Origin of the sequence: Sandarakinorhabdus sp., assembly GCF_051860625.1 — a bacterium.
In the GTDB taxonomy this organism is placed as follows: Bacteria; Pseudomonadota; Alphaproteobacteria; order Sphingomonadales; family Sphingomonadaceae; genus Sandarakinorhabdus.
Map to the genome: position 1 here is coordinate 60,881 of NZ_JBHYDQ010000011.1, position 21,871 is coordinate 82,751.

The 21,871-nt window shown below is 66.3% G+C and carries 22 protein-coding genes; 7 read left to right on the forward strand and 15 right to left on the reverse strand.

The window, feature by feature from the left end:
- Positions 1-14: 14 nt before the first annotated feature.
- The 3 genes from pgmG to ACTIEZ_RS11340 form a co-directional block, all read right to left on the reverse strand.
- Positions 15-1,394, reverse strand: a complete 1,380-nt coding sequence (pgmG, locus tag ACTIEZ_RS11330; protein WP_439546784.1) for a phosphoglucomutase/phosphomannomutase PgmG — start codon at positions 1,392-1,394, stop codon at positions 15-17.
- Positions 1,395-1,499: 105 nt separating this feature from the next.
- Positions 1,500-1,913 (reverse strand): hypothetical protein, encoded by a 414-nt coding sequence (locus ACTIEZ_RS11335; protein WP_439546785.1) that lies wholly within the window; start codon positions 1,911-1,913, stop codon positions 1,500-1,502.
- A complete protein-coding gene (locus ACTIEZ_RS11340; RefSeq protein ID WP_439546838.1) occupies positions 1,913-2,671 on the reverse strand; it encodes a division plane positioning ATPase MipZ in 759 nt (252 codons plus the stop codon). The genes ACTIEZ_RS11335 and ACTIEZ_RS11340 overlap by 1 nt, the downstream gene beginning before the upstream one ends.
- A 115-nt stretch (positions 2,672-2,786) precedes the next feature.
- On the opposite strand from ACTIEZ_RS11340, the gene panC reads away from it, so the two are divergent.
- The gene (gene panC, locus ACTIEZ_RS11345) at positions 2,787-3,635 is read left to right on the forward strand and encodes a pantoate--beta-alanine ligase (RefSeq protein ID WP_439546786.1); all 849 of its coding nucleotides are present in this window, start codon (positions 2,787-2,789) and stop codon (positions 3,633-3,635) included.
- Here the strand turns inward: panC and ACTIEZ_RS11350 are convergent.
- From ACTIEZ_RS11350 to ACTIEZ_RS11370, 5 genes are read right to left on the reverse strand one after another with little or no spacing between them, the layout of a single operon-like run.
- Entirely contained in the window at positions 3,632-4,156 is a 525-nt protein-coding gene (locus tag ACTIEZ_RS11350) for a hypothetical protein (protein ID WP_439546787.1), read from the reverse strand. The two genes, panC and ACTIEZ_RS11350, sit on opposite strands and share 4 nt — an antisense overlap.
- An 18-nt stretch (positions 4,157-4,174) precedes the next feature.
- The gene (locus ACTIEZ_RS11355) at positions 4,175-5,314 is read right to left on the reverse strand and encodes a GNAT family N-acetyltransferase (RefSeq protein WP_439546788.1); all 1,140 of its coding nucleotides are present in this window, start codon (positions 5,312-5,314) and stop codon (positions 4,175-4,177) included.
- Positions 5,314-5,772, reverse strand: a complete 459-nt coding sequence (locus ACTIEZ_RS11360; protein ID WP_439546789.1) for a RidA family protein — start codon at positions 5,770-5,772, stop codon at positions 5,314-5,316. The genes ACTIEZ_RS11355 and ACTIEZ_RS11360 overlap by 1 nt, the downstream gene beginning before the upstream one ends.
- 2 nt (positions 5,773-5,774) lie before the next feature.
- The gene (locus ACTIEZ_RS11365; RefSeq protein ID WP_439546790.1) at positions 5,775-6,383 is read right to left on the reverse strand and encodes an HAD family hydrolase; all 609 of its coding nucleotides are present in this window, start codon (positions 6,381-6,383) and stop codon (positions 5,775-5,777) included.
- Entirely contained in the window at positions 6,383-6,661 is a 279-nt protein-coding gene (locus tag ACTIEZ_RS11370; RefSeq protein WP_439546791.1) for a DUF3572 family protein, read from the reverse strand. Before ACTIEZ_RS11370 ends, ACTIEZ_RS11365 begins: the two co-directional genes overlap by 1 nt.
- Positions 6,662-6,949: 288 nt before the next feature.
- Between ACTIEZ_RS11370 and ACTIEZ_RS11375 the strand changes: the two genes are divergently transcribed.
- Positions 6,950-7,951 carry a glutathione S-transferase gene (locus tag ACTIEZ_RS11375; protein WP_439546792.1) on the forward strand — a complete coding sequence of 334 codons (1,002 nt, stop codon included), beginning with the start codon at positions 6,950-6,952 and terminating at the stop codon, positions 7,949-7,951.
- A gap of 57 nt (positions 7,952-8,008) precedes the next feature.
- Here ACTIEZ_RS11375 and rpmG read toward each other — a convergent pair whose 3' ends face one another.
- Positions 8,009-8,176 carry a 50S ribosomal protein L33 gene (gene rpmG / locus ACTIEZ_RS11380; protein WP_439546839.1) on the reverse strand — a complete coding sequence of 56 codons (168 nt, stop codon included), beginning with the start codon at positions 8,174-8,176 and terminating at the stop codon, positions 8,009-8,011.
- A 158-nt stretch (positions 8,177-8,334) separates the two neighbouring features.
- On the opposite strand from rpmG, the gene ygfZ reads away from it, so the two are divergent.
- A complete protein-coding gene (gene ygfZ / locus ACTIEZ_RS11385; protein WP_439546793.1) occupies positions 8,335-9,114 on the forward strand; it encodes a CAF17-like 4Fe-4S cluster assembly/insertion protein YgfZ in 780 nt (259 codons plus the stop codon).
- A complete protein-coding gene (locus tag ACTIEZ_RS11390) occupies positions 9,114-10,247 on the forward strand; it encodes a mechanosensitive ion channel family protein (RefSeq protein ID WP_439546840.1) in 1,134 nt (377 codons plus the stop codon). Before ygfZ ends, ACTIEZ_RS11390 begins: the two co-directional genes overlap by 1 nt.
- A gap of 6 nt (positions 10,248-10,253) precedes the next feature.
- On the opposite strand, the gene ACTIEZ_RS11395 is transcribed toward ACTIEZ_RS11390, so the two are convergent.
- Both ACTIEZ_RS11395 and ACTIEZ_RS11400 read right to left on the reverse strand, forming a co-directional pair.
- On the reverse strand, positions 10,254-13,262 hold the full coding sequence (locus ACTIEZ_RS11395; RefSeq protein WP_439546794.1) for an L-glutamate gamma-semialdehyde dehydrogenase: 3,009 nt from the start codon (positions 13,260-13,262) through the stop codon (positions 10,254-10,256).
- A 42-nt stretch (positions 13,263-13,304) separates the two neighbouring features.
- The gene (locus ACTIEZ_RS11400; RefSeq protein WP_439546795.1) at positions 13,305-13,961 is read right to left on the reverse strand and encodes an Npun_F0296 family exosortase-dependent surface protein; all 657 of its coding nucleotides are present in this window, start codon (positions 13,959-13,961) and stop codon (positions 13,305-13,307) included.
- A gap of 183 nt (positions 13,962-14,144) precedes the next feature.
- Between ACTIEZ_RS11400 and ACTIEZ_RS11405 the strand changes: the two genes are divergently transcribed.
- The 3 genes from ACTIEZ_RS11405 to ACTIEZ_RS11415 all read left to right on the forward strand — a co-directional run bounded on the left by ACTIEZ_RS11405 (position 14,145) and on the right by ACTIEZ_RS11415 (position 17,824).
- Positions 14,145-14,609: a MaoC family dehydratase gene (locus ACTIEZ_RS11405; protein ID WP_439546796.1), complete on the forward strand. Its 465-nt coding sequence runs from the start codon at positions 14,145-14,147 to the stop codon at positions 14,607-14,609.
- 97 nt (positions 14,610-14,706) lie between these two features.
- On the forward strand, positions 14,707-15,882 hold the full coding sequence (locus ACTIEZ_RS11410) for an acetyl-CoA C-acyltransferase (protein ID WP_439546797.1): 1,176 nt from the start codon (positions 14,707-14,709) through the stop codon (positions 15,880-15,882).
- Between the two features lie 163 nt (positions 15,883-16,045).
- The gene (locus tag ACTIEZ_RS11415; RefSeq protein ID WP_439546798.1) at positions 16,046-17,824 is read left to right on the forward strand and encodes a DEAD/DEAH box helicase; all 1,779 of its coding nucleotides are present in this window, start codon (positions 16,046-16,048) and stop codon (positions 17,822-17,824) included.
- Here the strand turns inward: ACTIEZ_RS11415 and ACTIEZ_RS11420 are convergent.
- Genes ACTIEZ_RS11420 through ACTIEZ_RS11435 form a run of 4 tightly spaced genes read right to left on the reverse strand, consistent with a single transcriptional unit; the run spans position 17,809 to position 21,870 of the window.
- The gene (locus ACTIEZ_RS11420) at positions 17,809-19,350 is read right to left on the reverse strand and encodes a DUF4403 family protein (RefSeq protein ID WP_439546799.1); all 1,542 of its coding nucleotides are present in this window, start codon (positions 19,348-19,350) and stop codon (positions 17,809-17,811) included. The two genes, ACTIEZ_RS11415 and ACTIEZ_RS11420, sit on opposite strands and share 16 nt — an antisense overlap.
- Positions 19,311-20,294 (reverse strand): DUF2891 domain-containing protein, encoded by a 984-nt coding sequence (locus ACTIEZ_RS11425; protein WP_439546800.1) that lies wholly within the window; start codon positions 20,292-20,294, stop codon positions 19,311-19,313. Before ACTIEZ_RS11425 ends, ACTIEZ_RS11420 begins: the two co-directional genes overlap by 40 nt.
- A complete protein-coding gene (locus tag ACTIEZ_RS11430) occupies positions 20,294-21,232 on the reverse strand; it encodes a DUF979 domain-containing protein (protein WP_439546801.1) in 939 nt (312 codons plus the stop codon). The genes ACTIEZ_RS11425 and ACTIEZ_RS11430 overlap by 1 nt, the downstream gene beginning before the upstream one ends.
- Positions 21,229-21,870 (reverse strand): DUF969 domain-containing protein, encoded by a 642-nt coding sequence (locus tag ACTIEZ_RS11435; protein ID WP_439546841.1) that lies wholly within the window; start codon positions 21,868-21,870, stop codon positions 21,229-21,231. Before ACTIEZ_RS11435 ends, ACTIEZ_RS11430 begins: the two co-directional genes overlap by 4 nt.
- Between the last annotated feature and the right edge of the window lies 1 nt (position 21,871).

Sequence of the window (21,871 nt, forward strand, 5' to 3'; positions counted from 1 at the left end):
GAAAGCTTGGGTGCTCAGTGGCCGACTGCGACGCCGTCCACGCCAGATAGGGCCAGTTGTGCGCGCAATTCGGCCTCCAGCCGGGCCAGCGCGGCTGTGTCAGCCGCTTCGGCGCGGGCGACCAGCACATCCTGGGTATTGGAGGCGCGCAGCAGCCACCAGCCATCGGCGCGCATCACGCGGGCGCCATCGGTTTCGTTGACAGTCGCACCTTCGGCCTGCAGCCGGGCCAACACCTCGGCGACCACCACGAACTTGCGGTCCTCGCTCGATTGGAAGCGCATTTCCGGGGTGTTGACCATGGCCGGCATGGCATTCTTCATTTCGGTCAGCGAGCCGCCGGCCGCCGTGACGGCTTCGATCAGGCGCACGGCACCCAGGATGCCATCGTCCACACCGTGCCAGCGATGCTTGAAAAAGATATGGCCGCTCATTTCGCCGGCGATCGGCGATCCGACGTCCTTCATCTTGGCCTTGATCAGGCTGTGGCCGGTTTTCCACATCAGCGGCGTGCCGCCCAGTTCGGCGACGCGATCGAACAGCGCCTGGCTGGCCTTCACATCGGCGATCACGGTCGATCCCGGCAGTTCCTTCAGCACCGGTTCGCACAGGATCGCCAGCAATTGATCACCCCACACCACGCGGCCCTGGCCGTCGATGGCGCCGATCCGATCGGCATCGCCATCGAAGGCCACGCCGAAATCGCAGCCCTTTTCCGCCACCATCCGCTTCAGATCGGCGAGATTGGCTTCCACGGTGGGATCGGGGTGGTGATTGGGGAAGCTGCCGTCCACATCCGTGAACAGCAGATGGTGGGTTCCGGGCAGGATGCGGGTGAGCTTTTCCACCACCGGGCCAGCGACGCCGTTGCCGCAATCCCAGGCGATGGTGAAGGCGCCGCCGCGGAAATCGGCGGCCAGCGCCTCCACATAACGATCCATGATCTCGTGGCTGCGGCTGCTGCCGGTGCCGCTTTCCCAATCGCCGGTCGCGGCCAGCGCGCCCAGCCCGCGGATGTCGGCGCCGAAGAACGGGCGTTCCTTCAGCATCATCTTGCAACCGTTCCAGTTGGGCGGATTATGGCTGCCGGTCACCATCAGGCCGGCATCGGCGCCCAGCTCGAACACGCTGAAATACAGCATCGGCGTAGGGCCCAGGCCGACATCGATCACGTCGCAGCCGGCCGCCATCAGACCTTCGGCCACGGCTGCACACAGCGAAGGCGAGGAGTCGCGGCCATCGCGGCCCAGTGTCACCAATTTGCCGCCGCCGCGCCGCACCACGGTGCCAAAGCTGCGGCCGACGGCGCGGGCGTCGGCTTCGGTCAGGCTTTCGCCAACGATGCCGCGGATATCATATTCGCGTAGCGCGGTTGGATGGAAATCATGGGCCACGGTCGTTCCCTTTTGGTTAAAGAGGTAAAGTTGCGCGCCCTGATGCGCGCGCAATGCGGCAATTGCAATTACGGCGACCATGCGTCGCTGCAAGTTACGGACGCATCAGCGACCGGTTTCGCGGCGCTTGTCGGCGGCGGCAATCAGCAGGTCGCGGGCCTGGGTAAGCGCCTGGGCGGCTGCGTCGCTGCCGCCGGCATCGGGATGCGCCGTTGCCATTGCCTGGCGCCAGGCCTGCCAGATCACATCCGATCCCGCATCAGCCGGCACATTCAGCAGCCGTGCGGCGTCGCCGAGCTTGCGGTTGGGCAGGCGCACCGGCCGGCCCGACCATTGCCACCAGGCAAAGCCGACGCCCGCCGCCACCAGCGCCATCATCGGCCGGCCCGTGCTGAGCAGACGCAAGGCGAGCAGCCCCGCCGCCGCTGCGCCGCCCAGGCGCAACAGATTGGGCAGCAATATGCCTTCGCGGTGCAACCACCAGGCCAGCGCACCGACCGCCAGAATCGCCAGCAACATCAGGCAGCCAACTCCACACCGCCCGGCAGGTTCAATCCGGTGATCAGCGCGCGCAATTCGTTGCGTGCTGCGACATGGCTCAATGAGAATTCGATGAGGGCGGCGCGGTCGAGCAGGGTCAGCCCGCGCGGGAAGAATTCGCGGTAGATCACACGTTCGGACAGGCCGGGAAGCACGCGAAAGCCGATGCGCTTGGCCAGCGAATCCAGTGCGACGCTCATGCGCTGCTTGTTGCGGGCATCCAGCGCCGACAGGCGGTTGCGCAGCACCACCCAATCCATCGGGCGGCCCTGTTCGCGGGCGCGGCGGGTGCGGGCTTCCCACACGAGTTCGGCGTAGAAGCTGGGCTTTTTCACGGCAAACGTCTCGCCGTCGACGTCGCCGATCAGGTCGAAATCCACAAAACTGTCGTTGATTGGAGTCACCAGCGTGTCGGCCTGCGCCAGGGCGGCACGGGCCAGCACCGAATCGCGGCCGGGCGAATCGATGACGATGAAATCCAGGCTGCTGGCCTGGCTCAGGCGCAACGCCAGTTCTTCCTCGCCCTGCTCGCCGTCCGCGACCACCGCCACATCCGGCGCGGGCAGGGTCAGGCCATGTCGCTGGGCGTGCAGCCAGCGATTTTCCAGATAGCGGGTGGACGTGCGTTGCCGGTGATCGAGATCGATCAGCGCAGTGCGATGCCCGGCCAGCGCCAGCGCCACGCCGATATGCACGGCAGTGGTCGATTTGCCGGTGCCGCCCTTTTCATTGGCCATCACGATCAGGTGTGCGGTCACGTTTGCTCCGTTGATGCGTCTTGCACTGCGGGCATGTTTCGCCCACAGCGCGCCCTGCCTGTCAACGACGATGGGCCATTGCGGTGACAAGTGCATGACCGAAGTTTTGCCTGTGGTGCGCAGCCCTGCCGCGTTGCGTGCCCATGTGCGGGCCTGGCAGCGGGACGGTAAGCGCGTGGCGTTGGTGCCTACCATGGGCGCGCTGCATGCCGGCCATCTGGCGCTGGTGACCAAGGGGCTGACGCTGGCCAATGTCGCGGTCGCCTCGATTTTCGTGAATCCCAAGCAGTTTGGGCCGAACGAGGATCTGGAACGCTATCCGCGCGACGAGGCCGGCGATGCACTGAAACTGGCCGGTGCGGGGTGCAGCCTGCTGTATGCGCCCAATGTTGCCACCATGTACCCGCCAGGATTTGCCAGCTTCGTGCGGGTGGCGGGACTGCCCGATCTGCTGTGCGGGCGGGTGCGGCCGGGGCATTTCGATGGCGTTGCCACCGTGGTCGCCAAGCTGCTGAGCGCAGCGCAGGCGGATGTGGCGGTGTTCGGCGAAAAGGACTGGCAGCAACTGGCCATCATCCGGCGCATGGCGGCCGATCTGGATATCGGCACCCATATCGAAGGCTGTGCGATCGTGCGGGATGGCGATGGTTTGGCGCTGTCCAGCCGCAATGCCTATCTGTCGGCCGATGAGCGTCGGCGGGCGCTGGCACTGCCGCAGGCATTGGTGGCGACGCGCGACGCGATCCTGGCCGGCATGCCGGTGGCGGCGGCGCTGGCGGCTGGCGGACGCCGGATGAAGGGCGCCGGCTTTGGCCGGGTGGATTATTTCGAGCTGGCCGATGGCGAGACGCTGCACAGCCTGGGCGCGCCGGCGCCGGGCGCGCGCCTGCTGGCCGCCGCGATGATGGGCACCACGCGATTGATCGACAATATCGCGCTTTAGCGCCAGCGACGCATGGGCGGGCCGGGGTAGGGCGACGCGCCCCAGGGTGTCGTCCACAGGCCGGGGCCAAACGGGCCACCAAAGCCGCCACCGAAGCCGTTCATCGAACTGATGTCGCCCTGCACGCCGCCGCTGGCAAAGCCCAGGCTGTAGCCCTGCATATTGCCGCCCCAGCGGCTGCGGCCCTGGAGGACCGAAATCGCGGCACTGCCGCTTTCGCCAACCGGAACAACGGCGGTGCCGGACATGCCGAAGGTGCCGCCACTGCCGGCAAACATCGTCATTTCGCCATGCACCTTGCGGTCACGGACGGCCGGGCCGTCGCCATAAAATTCCGGGTATAGGGACCGGTCGAGGACGGACAGTTGCTTGTTGGTCTCCGGCGTCAGCACGGCGCTGCGTTCCGGGCCCAGTGCCGCGGCATCCAGCACCGCCGCGCGTTCGGAGTCGGTAAGGCGGACCACTTCGGTGGCCGTTGCAGGCAGTGCGACCAGGGCCGCGCACAGGAAGAATATTCGCATGGCCAACAGTATCACGGTTCAATCTTGATCGCGCCTGAACGGGGCATGTTGATCAAGATATTCGATTTCCTCGATCACCGCGCGGGTTTCGCGAGCCAGATAATCGGCGATGGCGCGGCGGAAATTGGGATCGGGGATGTGATGCGCCGAAATCACCGGGGTGGGGCGGTAACCGCGCGCCAGTTTGTGGGCACCCTGCGCACCGGCTTCGACGCGGGCGCGGCCGTTCAGGATCGCCCATTCGATGGCCTGATAATAGCAGAGCTCGAAATGCAGGAAGGGGACATCCTGGGTGGCGCCCCAGTAACGGCCATAAAGACATTCATCGCCGATGAAATTGAGCGCGCCGGCAATCGGTTGGCCATGGCGCAGCGCCAGCATCAGCAGGATGCGGTCCCCCATGGCTTCGCCAACCAGACTGAAGAACGACCGGGTGAGATAGGGCCGACCCCATTTCTTGGCGCCTGTATCCTGATAGAAGGTCCAGAAAGCATCCCAATGCGCCTCGGTAATGGCGGCGCCGGTCAGATGCACGATCTCCAGGCCGGCGACGGCCTTCTCGCGTTCCTTGCGGATCTGCTTGCGCTTGGCGGACGACAGCGCGGCGAGAAAATCGCCGAAACATTGATAGCCGTCATTCTGCCAGTGGAACTGCTCGCCCGTGCGCATCAGCCAGCCGGCGGCGCGGAACATCGCCTGCTGTTCCGGGCAGATGAAGGTGGCGTGGGCGCTGGAAAAACCGTTGCCGGCGGTGATCTGTTCGGCCGCAGCGATCAAGGCCGGGCCAGCGGCAGGGTCGCGCAGCAGCAGGCGCGGCCCGGTCGCGGGCGTGAACGGGAAGGCGGCCTGTATCTTGGGATAATAGCGCCCGCCCGCGCGTTCATAGGCGTCGGACCAGCCATGATCGAAGACATATTCGCCCTGGCTGTGGGTTTTGAGGTAGGCGGGCATGATGCCGGCAGGACGGCCATCGGGGTCGTCGGCGACCAGATGCACCGGTTGCCAGCCGGTGCGGCTGGAAGCGCTGCCCGAATCCTCCAACGCCCGGAAAAACTCGGCCTGGGCAAAGGGGTTGGATGGCCCGGCGCAGGCGTTCCAATCGGCCAGCGCAATCTCGCTGGCCTTTCCGATCACCCGCACCTGCCAGCTTTCGGCCATCAGCCGATCTCGACAACCGCATCCACTTCCACGGCCACGCCGCGCGGCAGCACCGCCACGCCCACCGCGGCGCGGGCATGGCGGCCGGCATCGCCGAACACCGCCACCATCAGATCGGATGCGCCATTGCCCACTTCGGGCTGATCAGTGAAATCCGGGTGACTGGCGACGAACACGCCCAGCTTCACCACGCGCTTCACCCGCCCCAGATCGCCCAGTGCCGTTTGCATCTGGGCGATCAGGCCAACGGCGCAGCGCCGCGCCGCGGCCTGGCCGAAGGCGACATCCACCGTATCGCCGAGCCGGCCTTTCATCAGGCTGCCATCCTCGGCAAACGGAATCTGGCCGCTGATGTGCAGCAGATTTCCGGCCAGCACCGTCGGTACATAATTGGCCGCTGGCGCAGCGGCCGACGGCAGGGTGATGCCGAGATCGGCGAGTTTCTGTTCGGGCGTCATCGTCAGCCTTTCAGGATGGTTTCGATATGGGACAGCATTGCCGGCCAATCATCATGGCGGGCATGGGCATCGGGCGCCGCCGGGATCAGATGGCGCACTTCGATCTCGGCGACCATGTGCAGGCGGTGGACATGATCGGCATGGGCCTTCACGGATGTGTGGTTGGGCGGCAGATCGTCGATGAAGATGGCAGTGCTCGGCTGAAATTCATCGAGCAGACGCTTCAGCGGCTCGCCCTTGCCGCCGCGGTTGCCGATCACGCGATAGGGCATGCCCAGTCGCGCCAGTTCATGGGTGCGCCGCGCGGCATGATGATCGGCGATGTTGGTCAGCACCACGACATCGCAATCCCGCGCCAGGCTGTCCAGCGCGTCTGCCGCACCGGCGATCGGGTTCTGATTGTGCATCCAGTCGGCAAAGAAGCCATCGAGCAAGGGCGGAAATTCCTGCGGCGCCACGGCCGTGCCATCGGGGCGGCGCACGTTGCCGGTGAGCGCGAAGCTGTCCATGCTCAGCGTCAGGCCGTGAGCATCGCGCAGATAATCGACGAACGGCGCAATGAAGTGCAGCAGCACGCCATCGCAATCGGAAATGATCAGCGGTTTCGCCATCACCAGTCGCTCCCCAGCCGCCGCGCGGCATTGGCCAAGGCCTGCGGTTCCACGCCGATAGCATCGGCCGTGGCCAGCAGATCATGTTCATTGGCCATCAGATAATCCATCAGCGCCACCAGCGTCTGCGGCTTGTCGGCATTGGCGCGCAGCGCGGCGCCGTCCATGCCGGTCAGTTCGAGAAAGCGCGGCCCCATCGCATCGTCGCCGGCGACATGGGCAAGCGCCTGCAGCGCCAGCACGGCGGGATCGGCGGGGGCAGGGCGGTCACGAAGCACGACCACCAGCCCTAGACACGCAGAGCCCGGCTGCCAAGCACACAGCGGCCGGCGCCGATGTCGCGCCGGCTGCGCGTGGCTGAGTCGTGATAAGCGAGTGTTGACACATTTGACGAAATGGCCCGGATTCTGGCGCAACCTGCGCGGCAAGATATGTTTTGCACCGACCATTGCCGGTGTCGCAGCATAGCGCGAACCACGGCCTGTAGGACAGGGGCGGGGGCGTTCGGGGCGCTGGCGCCGGCGCCGGGCAGGCGCTAGGCTGTGGCAAAAATCTTGGGGGACGGGATGATGTACAGGCTGCACGGCGCGTTGGGTTCGCCCTATTCGATGAAGATCCGCGCCGTGCTGCGGGCGCGGCGCATCCCCCATGTCTGGGTGCACGGCGGTGCCAGCCACGGCCACGCGGTGGCGCAGGTGAAGGCGCCGGTGATCCCGGTGCTGGAATATCCCGATGGCCGCTTTGCCAATGATTCGACGCCGCTGATCTATGATCTGGAAGCGCGCCACCCGGATCGCAGCATCGTGCCGCCCGATGCTGGCCACGCCTTTCTGGCGCATCTGATCGAGGATTTTGCCGACGAATGGCTGACGAAGGCGATGTTCGGTTATCGCTGGCTGCAACCGGTCGATCAGTTGCAGATGAGCCAATGGCTGGCCTTCGATGCCTTCAAGGGCGGCGGCACGGCGCGCATCGATCAGTTCGCCACGGCGTTTCGCGATCGCCAGGTCGGCCGCATGGCGCTGGTCGGCTGCACGGCGGAAAATTTCCCGCTGATCGAACAGTCCACGCGGCACGTGCTGGCGGCGCTGGAGAGCCATCTGGTCAACGAGCATTGGTTGTTTGGCAGCCGGCCGTCGCTGGCCGAATTCGGCCTTTTTGGGCAGTTGTCGCAACTGGGCGTCGATCCGACCGCGCAGGTCATGATGCGCGCCGACTTTCCCACGGTCTATCGCTGGTTGCTGCATGTCGATGATGCATCGGGGATCGAGGGCGACTGGCAGGCCGCCGATGCGCCGCTGGCACCGGTGGTGACGACGCTGCTGGCCGAAATCGGCCGCGTCTATGGCCCGTTCCTGCTGGCCAACGCCGCGGCGCTGGCGGCGGGAGACACGATGTTCCGTATGGAGGTCGATGGCCTGCCGTATGAACAGGGTGTGTTCAAGTATCAGGCCAAATGCCTTGACGATCTGCGCGCCCGCCACGCCGCGCTGGATGAGACCGCGCGGGCACGCATCGATCCGCTGCTGGATGCGGCCGGCTGCCTCGGCTTTCTGAAGGCACCATGACAAAAGGGCCGGCGTTGCCGCCAGCCCGTTCATGCCACAAGGCAGGCGCAAACGCGCTTACTTGATCTTGGCTTCCTTGAACTCGACATGCTTGCGCACGACCGGGTCGTACTTGCGGAACAAGAGCTTCTCGGTCTTGGTGCGCGGGTTCTTCTTGGTCACGTAATAGTAACCGGTGTCGGCGGTGGACACGAGCTTGATCTTGATGGTTGTCGGCTTGGCCATGGTTCCGGTTCCGAAAAAAGCGATATGCCGCGCATCGACCATGGCCGGCGCGGCGGAGACGAGCGCAATGCGCAAACATGTCCTGAAAGTCAAGCGGCCTGTCCTGTGCGCGCCGTAACGGCATTGGCAGGCTTGGCGTTAGACCCTATCTGACGGGGATGACGACCGTAACCCTGGAAAATCGCGCCGTGCTGGCGGTGGCGGGCGAAGACGCCCAGACATTTCTGCAAGGCCTGATCACCCATGATGTGGGCAGTCTCGCCGCCAGCCATGGTTTGCTCGCCGGCCTGCTCAGCCCGCAGGGCAAGGCCTTGTTCGATTTTCACCTGCATGCCGGCGAAGGCGCGATCCTGATCGATGTCGCTGCGATGCGCGCCGACGCGCTGCTCAAGCGGCTGAGCATGTACAAATTGCGCAAGGCCGTAACGCTGGTGCGCCGCGATGATCTGGCGGTGCTGGTGGCCTGGCCGGGCGATGGCCCTGCCGATGCGCGCACACCGGCGCTGGGCGCGCGCTGGATCGGCCCGGCCGGCAGCGCGCCGGCCGGGGCGGACGCCTATGACGCGCATCGCCATGCCGTCGGCGTGCCCGACAGCGAAGATATCGGCCAGGATGAACTGCTGTGGCTGGAAACCGGTGCCGATCTGCTGAACGGCGTCAGTTTTACCAAAGGCTGTTATGTCGGCCAGGAGAACACTGCCCGCATGCACCATCGCGACAAGGTGCGGCGCCGGCTGGTGCCGATCACCATCAACGGCGATGCCGGTGATGCCAGCGAGGTGAAGGATGCCGACGGCCGCGCCTGTGGCAAGCTGCGCAGCCGCAACGGCGATCACGCCATCGTGCATTTGCGCCTTGAAGCCGCCGCAGCGCCGCTGTTCCTGGGCGAAGCGCCGGTGACGGTGCGACGACCTGCCTGGCTGGAGCCGGCCTGGTGATGCTTGATCCTATCGGCCGCGCGGCCGACAAACTCGATAATGTGCTGGGCGAAACCTGGCGCTGGTTGACACAGGACAGTGGCGAAGCGTTGTTCGGCGCTGGCGTCGGCATTGTCGTATACGTGGTGTTGGAACTGGTGCTGTTGAGCCTGCGCCGCGTGTTTCCGGTGGCCTCTCTCGGCTGGCGAGGGCTGGTGCGCAGCATTGTCGATCGCACCTTGGAATTGTTCCTGTTTGCCGTCGCCCTTGATGCTGCCGCCAATGTGGCGGCACCGCCGGGGCCGCTGCTGCGGCTGGTGGACAATATCTTCATCGTTGCCATGGCCGTGCAGGTGGCACTGTGGCTGCGCGAGTTGGTGCTGGGCCTGATTCGCAGCCGCGCCAGCGGTGACGCCGAAGACAGTATCGCGCTGGGCAGCGCGATGGGCGTGATCACCGTGCTGGTGAATGTGGTGGTCTGGCTGCTGGTCGGTATCCTGATCCTCGACAATCTGGGCGTGAATGTCACCGCGCTGGTTGCCGGTCTGGGTGTCGGCGGTATCGCCATCGGTCTGGCGGCGCAGGGAATTTTTTCGGATCTGTTTGCGGCGCTGGCGATCCTGTTCGATCGGCCGTTCCGCGTGGGCGACACCATCAGCTATGGCGGGTCGATCGGCAGCGTCGAGCATATCGGGCTGAAGACCACGCGCATCCGATCCCTGTCCGGCGAGCAACTGGTGATGGCCAACACCAAATTGCTGGAACAGCAGGTTGCCAATCTGCGCCGCATCGAGGAACGCCGCGTTGTGATGACGTTGGGCATCATCTACCAGACGCCGCCGGATGTGCTGGAGGCGCTGCCCGGCAATTTGCAGGCCATTGTCGATGCCCAGGACAATTGCCGGTTCGATCGTGCCCATTTCACCGGGTTCGGCGCGTCCAGCCTCGATTTCGAACTGGTGTTCTTCACGACCGTTCCGGAGCATATTGTCTTCATGAATGTGCGCCAGGCGGTGGGCTTTGCCATCGTGCGGCGCTTTGCCGAGCTGGGCGTGGAATTTGCCTATCCGACGCAGACCAGCTTCACCGCGGCGCCGGATGGCCGGATGATCGATCCCACTTTCTTCACCGAAAAACGCATCACCGCGGATTGAGCCGGTTCAGCCGACATCCTCGATGCTGAGCAGGGTGGCATTGCCGCCGGCGCTGGTGGTGTCGGTGGAGACGGTGCGCTCCGACAGGAAGCGATAGAGATAATGCGGCCCGCCGGCCTTGAAGCCGGTGCCGGACAGGCCTTCGCCGCCGAACGGCTGGCTGCCCACGACGGCGCCGATCATCGAGCGGTTGACATAGAGATTGCCGACCTCGGCCAACGCCGTGACCTCGGCCGCGACGCTGGCGATACGGCTGTGCAGGCCCATGGTCAGGCCGAAGCCGCTGGCGTTCACCGCGGCGACGGTTTGCGCGAGCTTGCCGGCTGGCCAGGTGGCGACATGCAGGATCGGGCCGAACCATTCGGCGGTGAGGTCGGTGGGGCTGTCGAGCTGGATGATGGTGGGGGCCACGATCTCGCCGGTCGCGGTGGCGGGCAGGGCGTGCACCCAGCGGGTGCGCTGCGATTGGCGGTAGGTTTCCAGGCGGTCGTAAGCGGCGGCATCGATCACCGGGCCGACGTCGGTGGCGGGGTTGGCCGGATCGCCGAGGACCAGGCAATCCATGGCGCCCTTCAGCATCGCCAGCGTGCGCTCTGCCACATCCGCCTGCAGCAGCAGCAACCGCAGCGCCGAGCAGCGCTGGCCGGCAGAGCGGAACGCCGAGGTGATGACATCGGCCACCACCTGCTCGGTGAGTGCGGTCGAATCGACGATCATCGCGTTGATGCCGCCGGTCTCCGCGATCAGTGGCACCAGCGGGCGGGTATCGTCATCGAGCAGGGCGCGGGCGATGCGCCGCGCCGTGGCGGTGGAGCCGGTGAAGGCGACGCCCATGATTCTGGGGTCGCGCACCAGCGCGTCGCCGATGTCGCCGCCACCCGTCACCAGGCTGAACACGGCGGCGGGGACGCCGGCCTCCAGCGCCAGCGTGCGCGCCATGGCGGCGATCACCGGGGTTTGCGGGGCCGGCTTGGCGACAACGGCATTGCCGGCGACCAGTGCGGCGGCGACCTGGCCGAGGAAGATGGCCAGCGGGAAATTCCACGGTGCGATGGCGGCGAACACCCCGCGCGGGGCGAGGTGGAGTTCGTTGCGCTCGCCGGTGGGGCCGGGCAGCAGCATCGGCACCATCAGGCGGCGGGCTTCGGCGGCATAGTATCGGCAGAAGTCCACCGCTTCGCGCACTTCGGCCAGCGCGTCGGGTATGGTCTTGCGCGCCTCGTGCACCAGCGCGGCGATCAGATCGAGGCGGTCGCGCTCCAACAGATCGGCCAGTTTGTCGAGCATAGCGGCGCGCTGGCCCACCGGCGTGCACGCCCAGGCCGGGAAGGCGGCATGAGCGGCGCTGACGGCGGCATTCACCTCGCTGAGCATGTGCAGCGGCGCCGGCGGGGCGGGCAGGGCAAAGCCGGCGACGTGCGCAGTGGTGGCAGCGAGGATGTCGGCATCGGCCAGATCGATGCCGGCACTGTTGCGGCGGCTGTCGCCATAAAGCGCGGCCGGCAGCGGGATTGACGGGTGCGGGGCAGCTTTCACCTGCGCGATGCGCACCGCCGGATCGGCCAGAAGATCGGCATCCGATACATTTTCGTCGGCCAACTGGTGCACGAAGCTGCTGTTGGCGCCGTTTTCCAGCAGGCGCCGCACCAGATAGGCGAGCAGATCGCGATGGCCACCCACCGGGGCATAAGTGCGGCAGCGCCAGCCGTCTTGCTGCACCAGTCGTTCGAACAGGCCTTCGCCCATGCCGTGCAGGCGCTGGAACTCAAAGTCACGCCGGCCAGACCGGCTGGCCCATTCCAGGATGGTGGCGACGGTGAGCGCATTGTGGGTGGCGAAGGCGGGATAGAGGCGGGTATCGGCCAGCATATCGGCTGCGCAGGCGAGGTAGGACACATCCGTGGCGGCCTTGCGGGTGAACAGCGGATAATCGGACAGGCCGTTTTCCTGGGTGCGCTTGATTTCGCTGTCCCAATAGGCGCCCTTCACCAGCCGCACCGTCAGTTGATCGCCGGTTTCGCCAGCCAGCGCGCCGGCCCAGGCGATGACGGCGCGGGCGCGCTTGCCATAGGCCTGGACCGCCATGCCGAAGCCACCCCAACCGGGGCGCGGCTGGCGCGCAACGGCGGCGATGATGTCGAGGCTCATGGTCAGCCGCTCCTGTTCTTCCGCGTCCACCGTGAGCCCGATGCCGGCGCTGGCGGCGGCATCGGCGAGCTGCTGGAGCATGTCGATCAGTGCCGGCACGCAGGCAGCGGCGTGTGCGGTTTCGTAGCGGGGGTGCAGGGCGGAAAGTTTCACCGAGATGCTGTGGCGCTGCGTGATCGCATCGCTGCGTTTGGCATCCTTGCCCACCGCGCGGATGGCATTCAGATAGCTGGCGAAATAGCGTTCCCCATCCTCGGCCGTGCGCGCGGCTTCGCCCAGCATGTCGAAGCTGGCGGTGAAGCCGCGATTGTCCTTGTCTGCGGCGCGGCTCAAGGCTTCATCGATGGTGCGGCCCATCACGAACACCTGGCCCATCAGGCGCATGGCGGCGCCCACCGCCTGACGCACGAACGGTTCGCCGGCGCGGGCGATCAGCCGGCGCAACACGCTGGCGCGGCCATCTTCGCCGACGACGGCGCGGGTGATGACCAGGCCCCAGGTTGCGCTGTTGACCAGGGCCGAATCCGAATCGCCCAGATGCCCGGACCAGTCGGGCGCACCCAGCTTGTCGCGGATCAGCAGATCGGCGGTGGCGGCATCGGGCACGCGCAGGAACGCCTCGGCCAGGCTGAGCAGCGCCACGCCCTCGGCGGTGTTCAGCCGATACTGGTGCAGGAAGCGGTTGACCCAGCCCGCCCCTTGCGCGGCGCGCAGATCGGCGAGCAGCCCAAGCGCGCGATTTTCGACCGCGGTGCGGGTGGCGACGTCCAGCGTGGCGGCGGGCAGCAGCCCGGCCAATACCTGCGGTTCGGGTGCGCGGTGCAGAGTGCCCATCAGGGTGCGGGCGGAGTCGCGGGTGCTGGTCATGGCGGCGGCTCTAATCCGGTCGCCGCCGCCCGTCACCTGCTGTTATCCGGCGACGACCCGCAGGCCGCGCCGACGCTGCATGGCTCCAACCAGGCCAAAGCCGGCGATCAGCATGGTCCAACTGCCCGGTTCCGGCACGGCGTTGGCCGCGATGCTGTCGAATTCGAAGGCCACGCCGCCGGCGTCGAGCCGCATGCCATGGATCCATCGGCCTGGTTCGGCCACAAAACCGACGCGGCGGTTGGCTTGGCTCTGCATCCAGCTGCCGTTCGGCATCGGCAACTGGTTGCCGGTGAACTCGCCCAGCGCCTGGCCGTCACGGCCGAACAGGGTGACCTTATTGTGGCCATCGATCGATCCCCAGTACAGGCTGATGGAGCGCAGCGCCGGGGTCAGCAGGGTCGCCGTGCTTGGCCGCAGACTGGCCGTGGACAGGAAGGCGAAGGTGCCGTCGCCGCCGGCCGGCATTGCGGCCGTGCCGGCAAGGCTGCTCGCGCGGGTGGCTGGTGCCTGCTGCCAGACAAAGCCGGCGGCGTTGGCAGTATCAAAGCTGACCACCAGCGTTTCGCCGGCAAATGGGCCGGGATCCGGCGCACCGGGCAGGCTGACGAGGGTGGCGGCGGCGGCTGGCACGGCAGCCAGGGTGGCAACGGCCAGAGCGGCAAGAGCAATGGCGCGGGCGGTAAAGGCGGGAAGCATGCGAACGATCCTTGAAATCGGGGTTGGTGACGCGAGGTCGATGCCCAGGCTCATACGGGATGGTAAAATTGCAGCAATATAACCAGAAGGTTAATGAGCGCCGATTTACCATCATTCTGGCGGGTTGACGCGCGCGTGAACCGGGGCCTAGGCTGCGGCCAAACCGAATAGGGGAGAGACGATATGGCGGCAAAAAGCCTGACACTGGATGAGTTTCGCGCGCTGGCTGGCACCGAAGTGGGTGTGTCGGATTGGGTTGAAGTCCCGCAGGACAAGATCAACGCCTTTGCCGAAGTGACCGGCGATCATCAGTTCATCCATGTGAACCCGGAACTTGCGGCGCAGACGCCGTTCGGCACCACGATCGCGCATGGTTATCTGACGCTCAGCCTGCTGTCGGTGATGGCCTATCAGGCGATGCCGGGCATCAAGGGCACGCGGATGGGCGTGAACTATGGCCTCAACAAGGTGCGCTTCATGGCGCCGGTGAAATCGGGCAGCAAGGTGCGCGGGCGGTTCACCATCGCCGATGTGACGCAGCGGCCGGATGGCGCCTGGCAGACGACGACCAATGTTGCGGTTGAGATCGATGGTGAAACCAAGCCGGCGTTGGCGGCGGAATGGATCACGTTGCAATATGTGGGCTGATTAGGCCTGCAAACCATCACCCTCCCACCGCCCAGCGGGGCGGGCCCCTCCCTCTCCCCGAACGGGAGAGGGGTGCAGTTGAAGAAGGATCAATCCCATGCGTGAAGCTGTCATCGTTTCCACTGCCCGCACGCCGATCGGCCGGGCCTATCGCGGCGCGTTCAATGCCACGCCGTCGCCGACGCTTGCTGGCCATGCCATTGCCCATGCCGTGAAGCGCGCCGGCATCGAAGGGGCAGAAGTTGACGACGTGGTGATGGGCGCCGCGTTGCAGCAAGGTGTGCAAGGCGGCAATATCGCCCGCACGTCGCTGCTGCGCGCTGGCCTGCCGGTGACGGTGTCGGGCCAGTCGATGGATCGGCAATGTTCGTCGGGCGTGATGTCGATCGCGACCGCGGCCAAGCAGATCATCGTTGATGGCATGCAGATCACCATCGGCGCCGGTGTCGACAGCATTTCGATGGTGCAGAACGACAAGATGCGGGTGGAGGGCGATCCGTCGCTGGTCGCCATGCATCCGGCGATCTACATGCCGATGCTGCAAACCGCCGAAGTGGTGGCCAAGCGTTACAATATCAGCCGCGACCGCCAGGATGAATATGGCTATCAGAGCCAGATGCGCACGGCTGCCGCCCAGGCCGCCGGCAAGTTCGATGACGAAATCGTGCCGATGACCGCCAGCATGGCGATGGTCAACAAGGAGACCAAGGAGGTCACCCGCCACGAGATTACCCTCAGCAAGGACGAAGGCAACCGCCCGGAAACCACGCTGGAAGGCCTGAAGGGCCTGAAGCCGGTCATCGAAGGCGGCGTGATCACCGCCGGCAATGCCAGCCAATTGTCGGATGGCGCCTCGGCCAGCGTGCTGATGGAAGCCGGTGAAGCCGCGCGCCGTGGCTTGACCCCGCTGGGTGCCTATCGCGGCATGGCAGTGGCGGGCCTGGAGCCCGACGAAATGGGCATCGGCCCGATCTACGCCGTGCCCAAGCTGCTGAAGGCCAATGGCCTGACCATGAACGACATCGGCCTGTGGGAATTGAACGAGGCCTTTGCCGTGCAGGTGCTGCACTGCGCCGACGTGCTCGGCATCGATCCGGAGATCCTCAACGTCAACGGCGGTGCGATCTCGATTGGGCACCCCTATGGCATGACGGGCGCACGTTGCACCGGCCACGCGTTGATCGAAGGCAAGCGTCGCGGGGCGAAATATGTGGTCGTGACGATGTGCGTCGGTGGCGGCATGGGTGCCGCCGGGTTGTTCGAGGTTTATTGATTTTCTCCCCTCCCGCCTGCGGGAGGGGCCGGGGGGTGGGGACGTGCCGTAAGGCGCTACCCACCCTTTTGCGGACTCTACATTCCCCACCCCCAGCCCCTCCCCTGAAGGGGAGGGGAGCATATGATTCGCCTTTCGCGGCGATTTCGGCCATAGGCCCGCGATGATGATGGAAATACTGCCTCCGCCGCTGGCCCAGGCGATTGCCGCGCGCGGCTATGAAGAACTCACCCCTGTGCAAGCCGCCGTGATCGCCGAAGAGGCGCAGGGCCGCGATTTGCTGGTCTCGGCGCAAACCGGATCGGGCAAGACGGTGGCGTTCGGCCTCGCCATGGCCGGCGATCTGCTTGGCGATGCGCCCATGCTGTCGGCGCCCGGCCGGCCGCAGGCGCTGGTGATTGCCCCCACCCGTGAACTCGCCCTGCAAGTCGCCAAGGAATTGTCGTGGCTTTATGGCCCGGCGCGGGGCCGCATCGCCACCTGCGTTGGCGGCATGAACCAATCGGTGGAACGCCGCACCTTGTCCGCGGGTGCCCACATCGTCGTCGGCACGCCGGGCCGCCTGCGCGATCACCTGGAGCGCGGCGCGCTGCTGCTCGATCAATGCAAGGTGGTCGTGCTCGATGAAGCCGACGAAATGCTCGACATGGGCTTTCGCGAGGATCTCGAGGAAATTCTGGATGCCGCGCCGCCGTCGCGCCGCACGTTGCTGTTCTCGGCCACCATGCCCAAGGGCATTGCCGAACTCGCCCGCGATTATCAGAAGGACGCGCTGCGTCTGGCCACGGCGGGACGCAGCACGGCGCATGCCGATATCACCTATCAATGTGTCGCGGTCAGCCCGGCCGATATCGAAGCGGCCGTGGTCAATCTGCTGCGCTTCCACGAACCGCCGACGGCCCTGCTGTTTTGCGCGACACGCGACAATGTCCGCCGCCTGCACGCCAGCCTGACCGAGCGCGGCTTTGCCGCCGTGGCGCTGTCGGGCGAGCATAGCCAGTCCGAACGCAACCAGGCGCTGCAGGCGCTGCGTGATCGCCGCGCGCGGCTGTGCGTGGCCACCGATGTGGCGGCGCGCGGCATCGATCTGCCGGGGCTGAGCCTGGTGATCCATGTCGAGATTCCGCGCGATGCCGAGACGCTGCAGCATCGTTCGGGCCGCACCGGCCGCGCTGGTGCCAAGGGCACGGCGGTGATCGTGGTGCCTTATCAGGCGCGTCGCCGCGTGGAACGGATGCTGGGCGGCGCGGGCGTGAAGGCCGAATGGGTGAAGGTGCCCACCGCCGAAGCGATCCATGCGCAGGATCGCGATCGCCTGCTGGTCAGCATCGGCGAAGGCATTGGCGCGCTGGATGACGAAGACAAGCGTCTGGGCGAGGAACTGCTCACCCGCCACGGTGTCGATGAGATCGCCGCGGCGCTGGTGCGCACGCACCGGGCACGGATGCCGCAGGTCGAGGAACTGGTTGATGCTGGCCAACCGATGGCGCGCGAACGGCCGCAAGCCGGTGAGCGCCGGGTGAGCAACGACCGGACCGGCAGTGGCAGGGGGGGCCATGATGAAGGTGGCGGCCACAGCAGCGGCCACAGCCAAGGTGGCAATCAGGGTGGGGGCGGCGTGTGGTTCCGCCTTGACGTTGGCCGGCGCCAGAATGCCGATCCGCGCTGGATCATCCCTTTGCTGTGCCGGCGCGGCGGCGTTACCAAGCCCGATATCGGCAGCATCCGCATCCTGCCATCGGAAACGCTGGTGGAAATCGCACCCGACATGGCCGAGCGGTTTCTGGTTGCCCTGAAACGCCATGCCACCCGCCAGGGCCGCAGCGCCGAAGACCAGATCGCCATCGAACCGGCCGGCGGCCCGCCCGCACCCCGCCCGCCGCGCCCGCCGTTGCAGGCGCGGCCGCATGCGCCGCGCCGGCCGCCTCACCGCGGGGCGTAATCGATCCGGGCCGAGCCGCGCGCCTCGACAGGCAGATAGAGGCCCTGGCCCAGCGCCAGCACCTTGCCGTGGTGGATGTCGCGCAGTTCGGCGGCCAGGCGGAAATCGCCGATGGCCACTGACATGAGCGCCCGGTCGATCTTGGTCCTCAACTTGGCGTAATCGTTGCTGAAATCCTGCACCAGCGCCTGTTCCAGCGCGAGGCGAACCGGATCGGATGCTGCAATGGCCAGCAGCAGCGGCAGTTGCACATCATCGGCATGATCGGCCACCAGTTGCAGATCGCGGATCAGCACACGCTCGCTGCCCGGCGCGGTTTCGGCGCGTGCGGTGAGCCACACCCGCCCGCGCGTGTCGAGCAATTGGCGGGGTCCGCGTGCGGCAATATCCAGCCCCAGCGCCAACCGGCCGCCATCGGTGGCATAGAGCGTTGGCCGGCCGAACCGCACCGTCACCCGGCCATAATCGGGGACTTCGATGCCTTTGGCCGCAACCTTGGTCAGTGCCTTGCCGATCACCGCTTCGAGCGTGCCATAATCCGACAGCACGGCGGTGTGCAGCGCCAGGCCGGCATCGCCTGACCCGGGCATAATCGCCGGCAGCGGGGTGGCGACGGGCCGTGGTGGGGCGTCGCCCAGCACAAGCTCGGCCCGCGCGGCAAGGGCGGCATCGATCCGCAACTGGTCACGCTCCACCGTGATGCGGCCCATACCGAGCCCGAGGGGCGTCAGGCGCAACCAGGCCGCCGGGTTGCGCTTGTTCAGCGATTCGACGGTGAAGCCCTGCCGCCAGATCGCGCCGAGCTGATCCTTGATTATGGAATCTGCCAACTGCCGGGCAAGGTCGATTTCCACCTTGGCCAGCACTGGCGCCAGCTTCTGATCGACCTTTTCCGTGAACCTGATGCGCTGCCCCATCAGGGTGACGCCCGGTTCATTGCGCCAATCATAGGTGAGGTGGATGCGCGCGGTGAGCTGGCCTGCGGGCGTCAGGGTGGGGCGCAAATCCGCTGTCAGGATTGCATCGGCCGTGGCGGTTTCGCGTGCAATCACGCCGCCAACATCTTGTGCCTCCACCCGTGCCGAAATCGGCATTGCAAGGTGGATGGTATCGCCGCGACCGCTGAGCCGGATCGGGCCGCGGTTGGCTTCGCCAACGATGCGGCATTTGATATCCGGGGTGATTTTCAGGCGGGATTTGAACAATTTGATGCGGGCAGCCGGGATGCAGACGCGCCCCGGTTCGTCGATTGTCCAGAGCGTTGCCGGCATGGCTTCATTGATGGCCTTTTCCAACATGGCGAGCGGCAGGCGCACCGGCAGGGCGATGCTGGAGGCGCCTGGCGGCGACAGGACCGTGGCGGCCGCGCGCGGCGGGGCAGCGCCAAGATTGATGGTACCGCGTGGCCACAACGGGCGCAGCAACCAGGCCGTGATCAACACAAGCGCTGCGGCCAGCAGCGCGAACCACCAGCGCCGCCGCACGATCATGGCAGCAACGCCAGCAGCGCGAAGCTGGCCAACCAATGTTCGCCGGCATAATCGCCGGCGATATGGGGCAGGGCGGCGGCGAGATGCGCATCGGCGGCGGCGCGCAGCACCATGGCCCGATCGTCAGCGCCGAGCGTGTCGGCCAGCCTGCGGAAGGCCCAGGCGCGCGACAGGTTGAGGCCATCGAGATGGGCGATCTTGCCGTCGCTGCGATCGGACACGCGCGCCGGCGTGAACAGGCTGGCGGGCTGGTGCTGCGCGATGTCGGGCAGAAACGCCTGAAACCACGGCTGAAATTCGGCTGGCGGCAATAGTGTGGCCATGGCCAGCGCCTGCATCAATGTCGGGGACAGGAAGGCATCGCCATCGGGTTCCCAGGCCTGCGCATCCCGATCATGGCCAAACCAGTCGCGCGCCCGCGCCGCCATCCGGGCCAGCAGCGCCGGATCATGATCCCTGGCCCAATCGGCGATCAGCACCAGTGCGAACGCCGTGTTGGCGTGGGCTCCGGTGCGGATCGGGTATGTGAGCAGCGGCAGATGCGCCCGCCAGCGTGCGGCGAAATCTTCTGCCAGTGGCGCAAGAACGGCAGCGAACGGGCTGTTTTCGCGTGCCATTTCGGCGTGCAGCATCAGCAGCCAGGCCCAGCCATAGGGGCGTTCAAAGCCGGCCGATTCCGGCCTTGCAAGATATGCGCATTCGGCCGCGACCTTTTCCGGCGTGAAGCTGGTGGTGGTGAGCGTCAGCGTATCGGCGGCGTGGGCGTGGCCGGGAAAGCGGTGGAGCAGCGTCATCAACAGCCACCAACCGTGTACGCAGCTATGCCAATCGAAGCTGCCAAAGAAGATCGGATGCAGCGCGCGCGGGGTTTGCGCGTCGGCATCACCGCTCAGCACATGATCGAGCTTGTGCGGATATTCGCGCGTCACATGACCGAGCGCGATGCCGGCCATGCGGGCGGCCAAGGCTTCGTCCAACATCAAAACGCGAACCCCCAGATGATGCCGGTGTTGAACAGCCACAGTGGCACCGCCGTGGGCCATTGCGCCTTGATTACCGCATAACGGTCTGACAATTCGAGCAAAGCCGCCGGCACGATGTTGAAATTTGCCGCCATCGGGCTGAGCAAAGTGCCGCAAAATCCCGCCAGCATGCCGACGGCACCAATGATCACCGGGTTGCCGCCCAGTCCGAACACCAGCACCGGCAGGCCGATGCCGCCCATCATCACCGGGAAAGCGGCAAAGGCATTGCCCATCAGGATGGTGAAGATCGCCATGCCGCCGGTGAAGGCCAGTACGGCGGCCAGGCGACTGCCTTCGGGGATGGCCAGCGGCGCCAGGCTGCCGACGATCTCGCCGACGCCGGCCACGGCAAACAGGGCGCCCAGGCTGGCCAGCAATTGCGGCAGGATCATCGCCCAGCCGACGCCTTCGGCCAGCCGCCGGCCTTCCTGCACGGCCGCAACGGTGGGCGGGCGGAACCACGCCAGCAGCACGGCGGTGGCGATGATGGCGCCCAGCCCCAGGCTGATCAGCGTGACCTGTTTGGGATCAACGAATTGGCCCAGGCGCGGCAGCAGGAAGGTGCCGCCCAGCGCCACGCCGGGCACGATCAGCGCGGGCAGGAACAGGCGATTGCCCCAGCGCATGGCCTGCGCCAGTCGCTCGGCGTTGCTGCTGGTGGCGGGCTGGCCCTTGCCGGGGGCGCCTGCCAGCGCAAGGGCGACCAGCGCCAGCAACAGCAAGCCATTGCCCATGTCGCCCAACCGGTCGCCAGCGAGGAACTGGGCAGCGATCAGGCCCCAGAAGGCAGCGGCCCGGCCGCGCCTGGGATGCTGCCGATCCAGCAGCGTGGCGATGGCCCAACTGCCGAACACCACGCCGGCTAGCGTGTAAAGTGCTGGCAAACCAATCATTTCAGCCGCCACAGCCGCAGGCCATGCACTGCAAAGGCTGCCAGCGCGGTGGGGATGGCCCACACCGACAATTGCAGCGGCTGCACGATGATGCCGGCGCCTTCGAGAAAACCCTTGATCAGCAGGATGGAGGCGATGGCGATGAAGATATCCTCGCCGAAGAACAGCCCGATATTGTCGGTGGCGGCTGACATTGCCTTTATCTTGTCGCGGGATTCCAATGTGATGGCGGGGTCATCGCGCATGGCGGCCGCTTCGGCCATTGGCGCGATGAGCGGCCGCACCGTCTGCACATGGCCGGCGACCTGTGTCAGGCCCAGAGCGGCGGTAATCTGGCGCAATGCCAGGTAAATCAGAAGGATACGTGACGTGGTTGCGTTGCGGGTGCGGGCAATCACGGCGCGCGCCTGTTCCTGCAGGCCGGCGCGCTCCATCAGGCCGATCACCGGCAGCACCAGCCAGGGCACGGAGACATAGCGATTCTGATTGAAGGCCTTGCCGAGTGCCGCGATGACTTCGGCTATGTTCAACCCGGCGCCCAATCCGCTGCCGAATGCGGCGGCGACCACCACCGCCAAGGGATTGGCGCGCAAGCCAAATCCGATCACGACGATGGCGATGCCGGCCAGTGGCCACAGG

Coding starts and splice junctions, on each gene's coding strand:
- ACTIEZ_RS11335 (WP_439546785.1), bottom strand. CDS start 1,913: ATGTTGCTGGCGATTCTGGCGGTCGGTGCGCTGGCCTGGTGGTTGCAC.
- ACTIEZ_RS11340 (WP_439546838.1), bottom strand. CDS start 2,671: ATGGCCAATGAAAAGGGCGGCACCGGCAAATCGACCACTGCCGTGCAT.
- panC (WP_439546786.1), top strand. CDS start 2,787: ATGACCGAAGTTTTGCCTGTGGTGCGCAGCCCTGCCGCGTTGCGTGCC.
- ACTIEZ_RS11350 (WP_439546787.1), bottom strand. CDS start 4,156: ATGCGAATATTCTTCCTGTGCGCGGCCCTGGTCGCACTGCCTGCAACG.
- ACTIEZ_RS11355 (WP_439546788.1), bottom strand. CDS start 5,314: ATGGCCGAAAGCTGGCAGGTGCGGGTGATCGGAAAGGCCAGCGAGATT.
- ACTIEZ_RS11360 (WP_439546789.1), bottom strand. CDS start 5,772: ATGACGCCCGAACAGAAACTCGCCGATCTCGGCATCACCCTGCCGTCG.
- ACTIEZ_RS11365 (WP_439546790.1), bottom strand. CDS start 6,383: ATGGCGAAACCGCTGATCATTTCCGATTGCGATGGCGTGCTGCTGCAC.
- ACTIEZ_RS11375 (WP_439546792.1), top strand. CDS start 6,950: ATGATGTACAGGCTGCACGGCGCGTTGGGTTCGCCCTATTCGATGAAG.
- rpmG (WP_439546839.1), bottom strand. CDS start 8,176: ATGGCCAAGCCGACAACCATCAAGATCAAGCTCGTGTCCACCGCCGAC.
- ygfZ (WP_439546793.1), top strand. CDS start 8,335: ATGACGACCGTAACCCTGGAAAATCGCGCCGTGCTGGCGGTGGCGGGC.
- ACTIEZ_RS11390 (WP_439546840.1), top strand. CDS start 9,114: ATGCTTGATCCTATCGGCCGCGCGGCCGACAAACTCGATAATGTGCTG.
- ACTIEZ_RS11395 (WP_439546794.1), bottom strand. CDS start 13,262: ATGACCAGCACCCGCGACTCCGCCCGCACCCTGATGGGCACTCTGCAC.
- ACTIEZ_RS11400 (WP_439546795.1), bottom strand. CDS start 13,961: ATGCTTCCCGCCTTTACCGCCCGCGCCATTGCTCTTGCCGCTCTGGCC.
- ACTIEZ_RS11405 (WP_439546796.1), top strand. CDS start 14,145: ATGGCGGCAAAAAGCCTGACACTGGATGAGTTTCGCGCGCTGGCTGGC.
- ACTIEZ_RS11410 (WP_439546797.1), top strand. CDS start 14,707: ATGCGTGAAGCTGTCATCGTTTCCACTGCCCGCACGCCGATCGGCCGG.
- ACTIEZ_RS11415 (WP_439546798.1), top strand. CDS start 16,046: ATGATGATGGAAATACTGCCTCCGCCGCTGGCCCAGGCGATTGCCGCG.
- ACTIEZ_RS11425 (WP_439546800.1), bottom strand. CDS start 20,294: ATGTTGGACGAAGCCTTGGCCGCCCGCATGGCCGGCATCGCGCTCGGT.
- ACTIEZ_RS11430 (WP_439546801.1), bottom strand. CDS start 21,232: ATGATTGGTTTGCCAGCACTTTACACGCTAGCCGGCGTGGTGTTCGGC.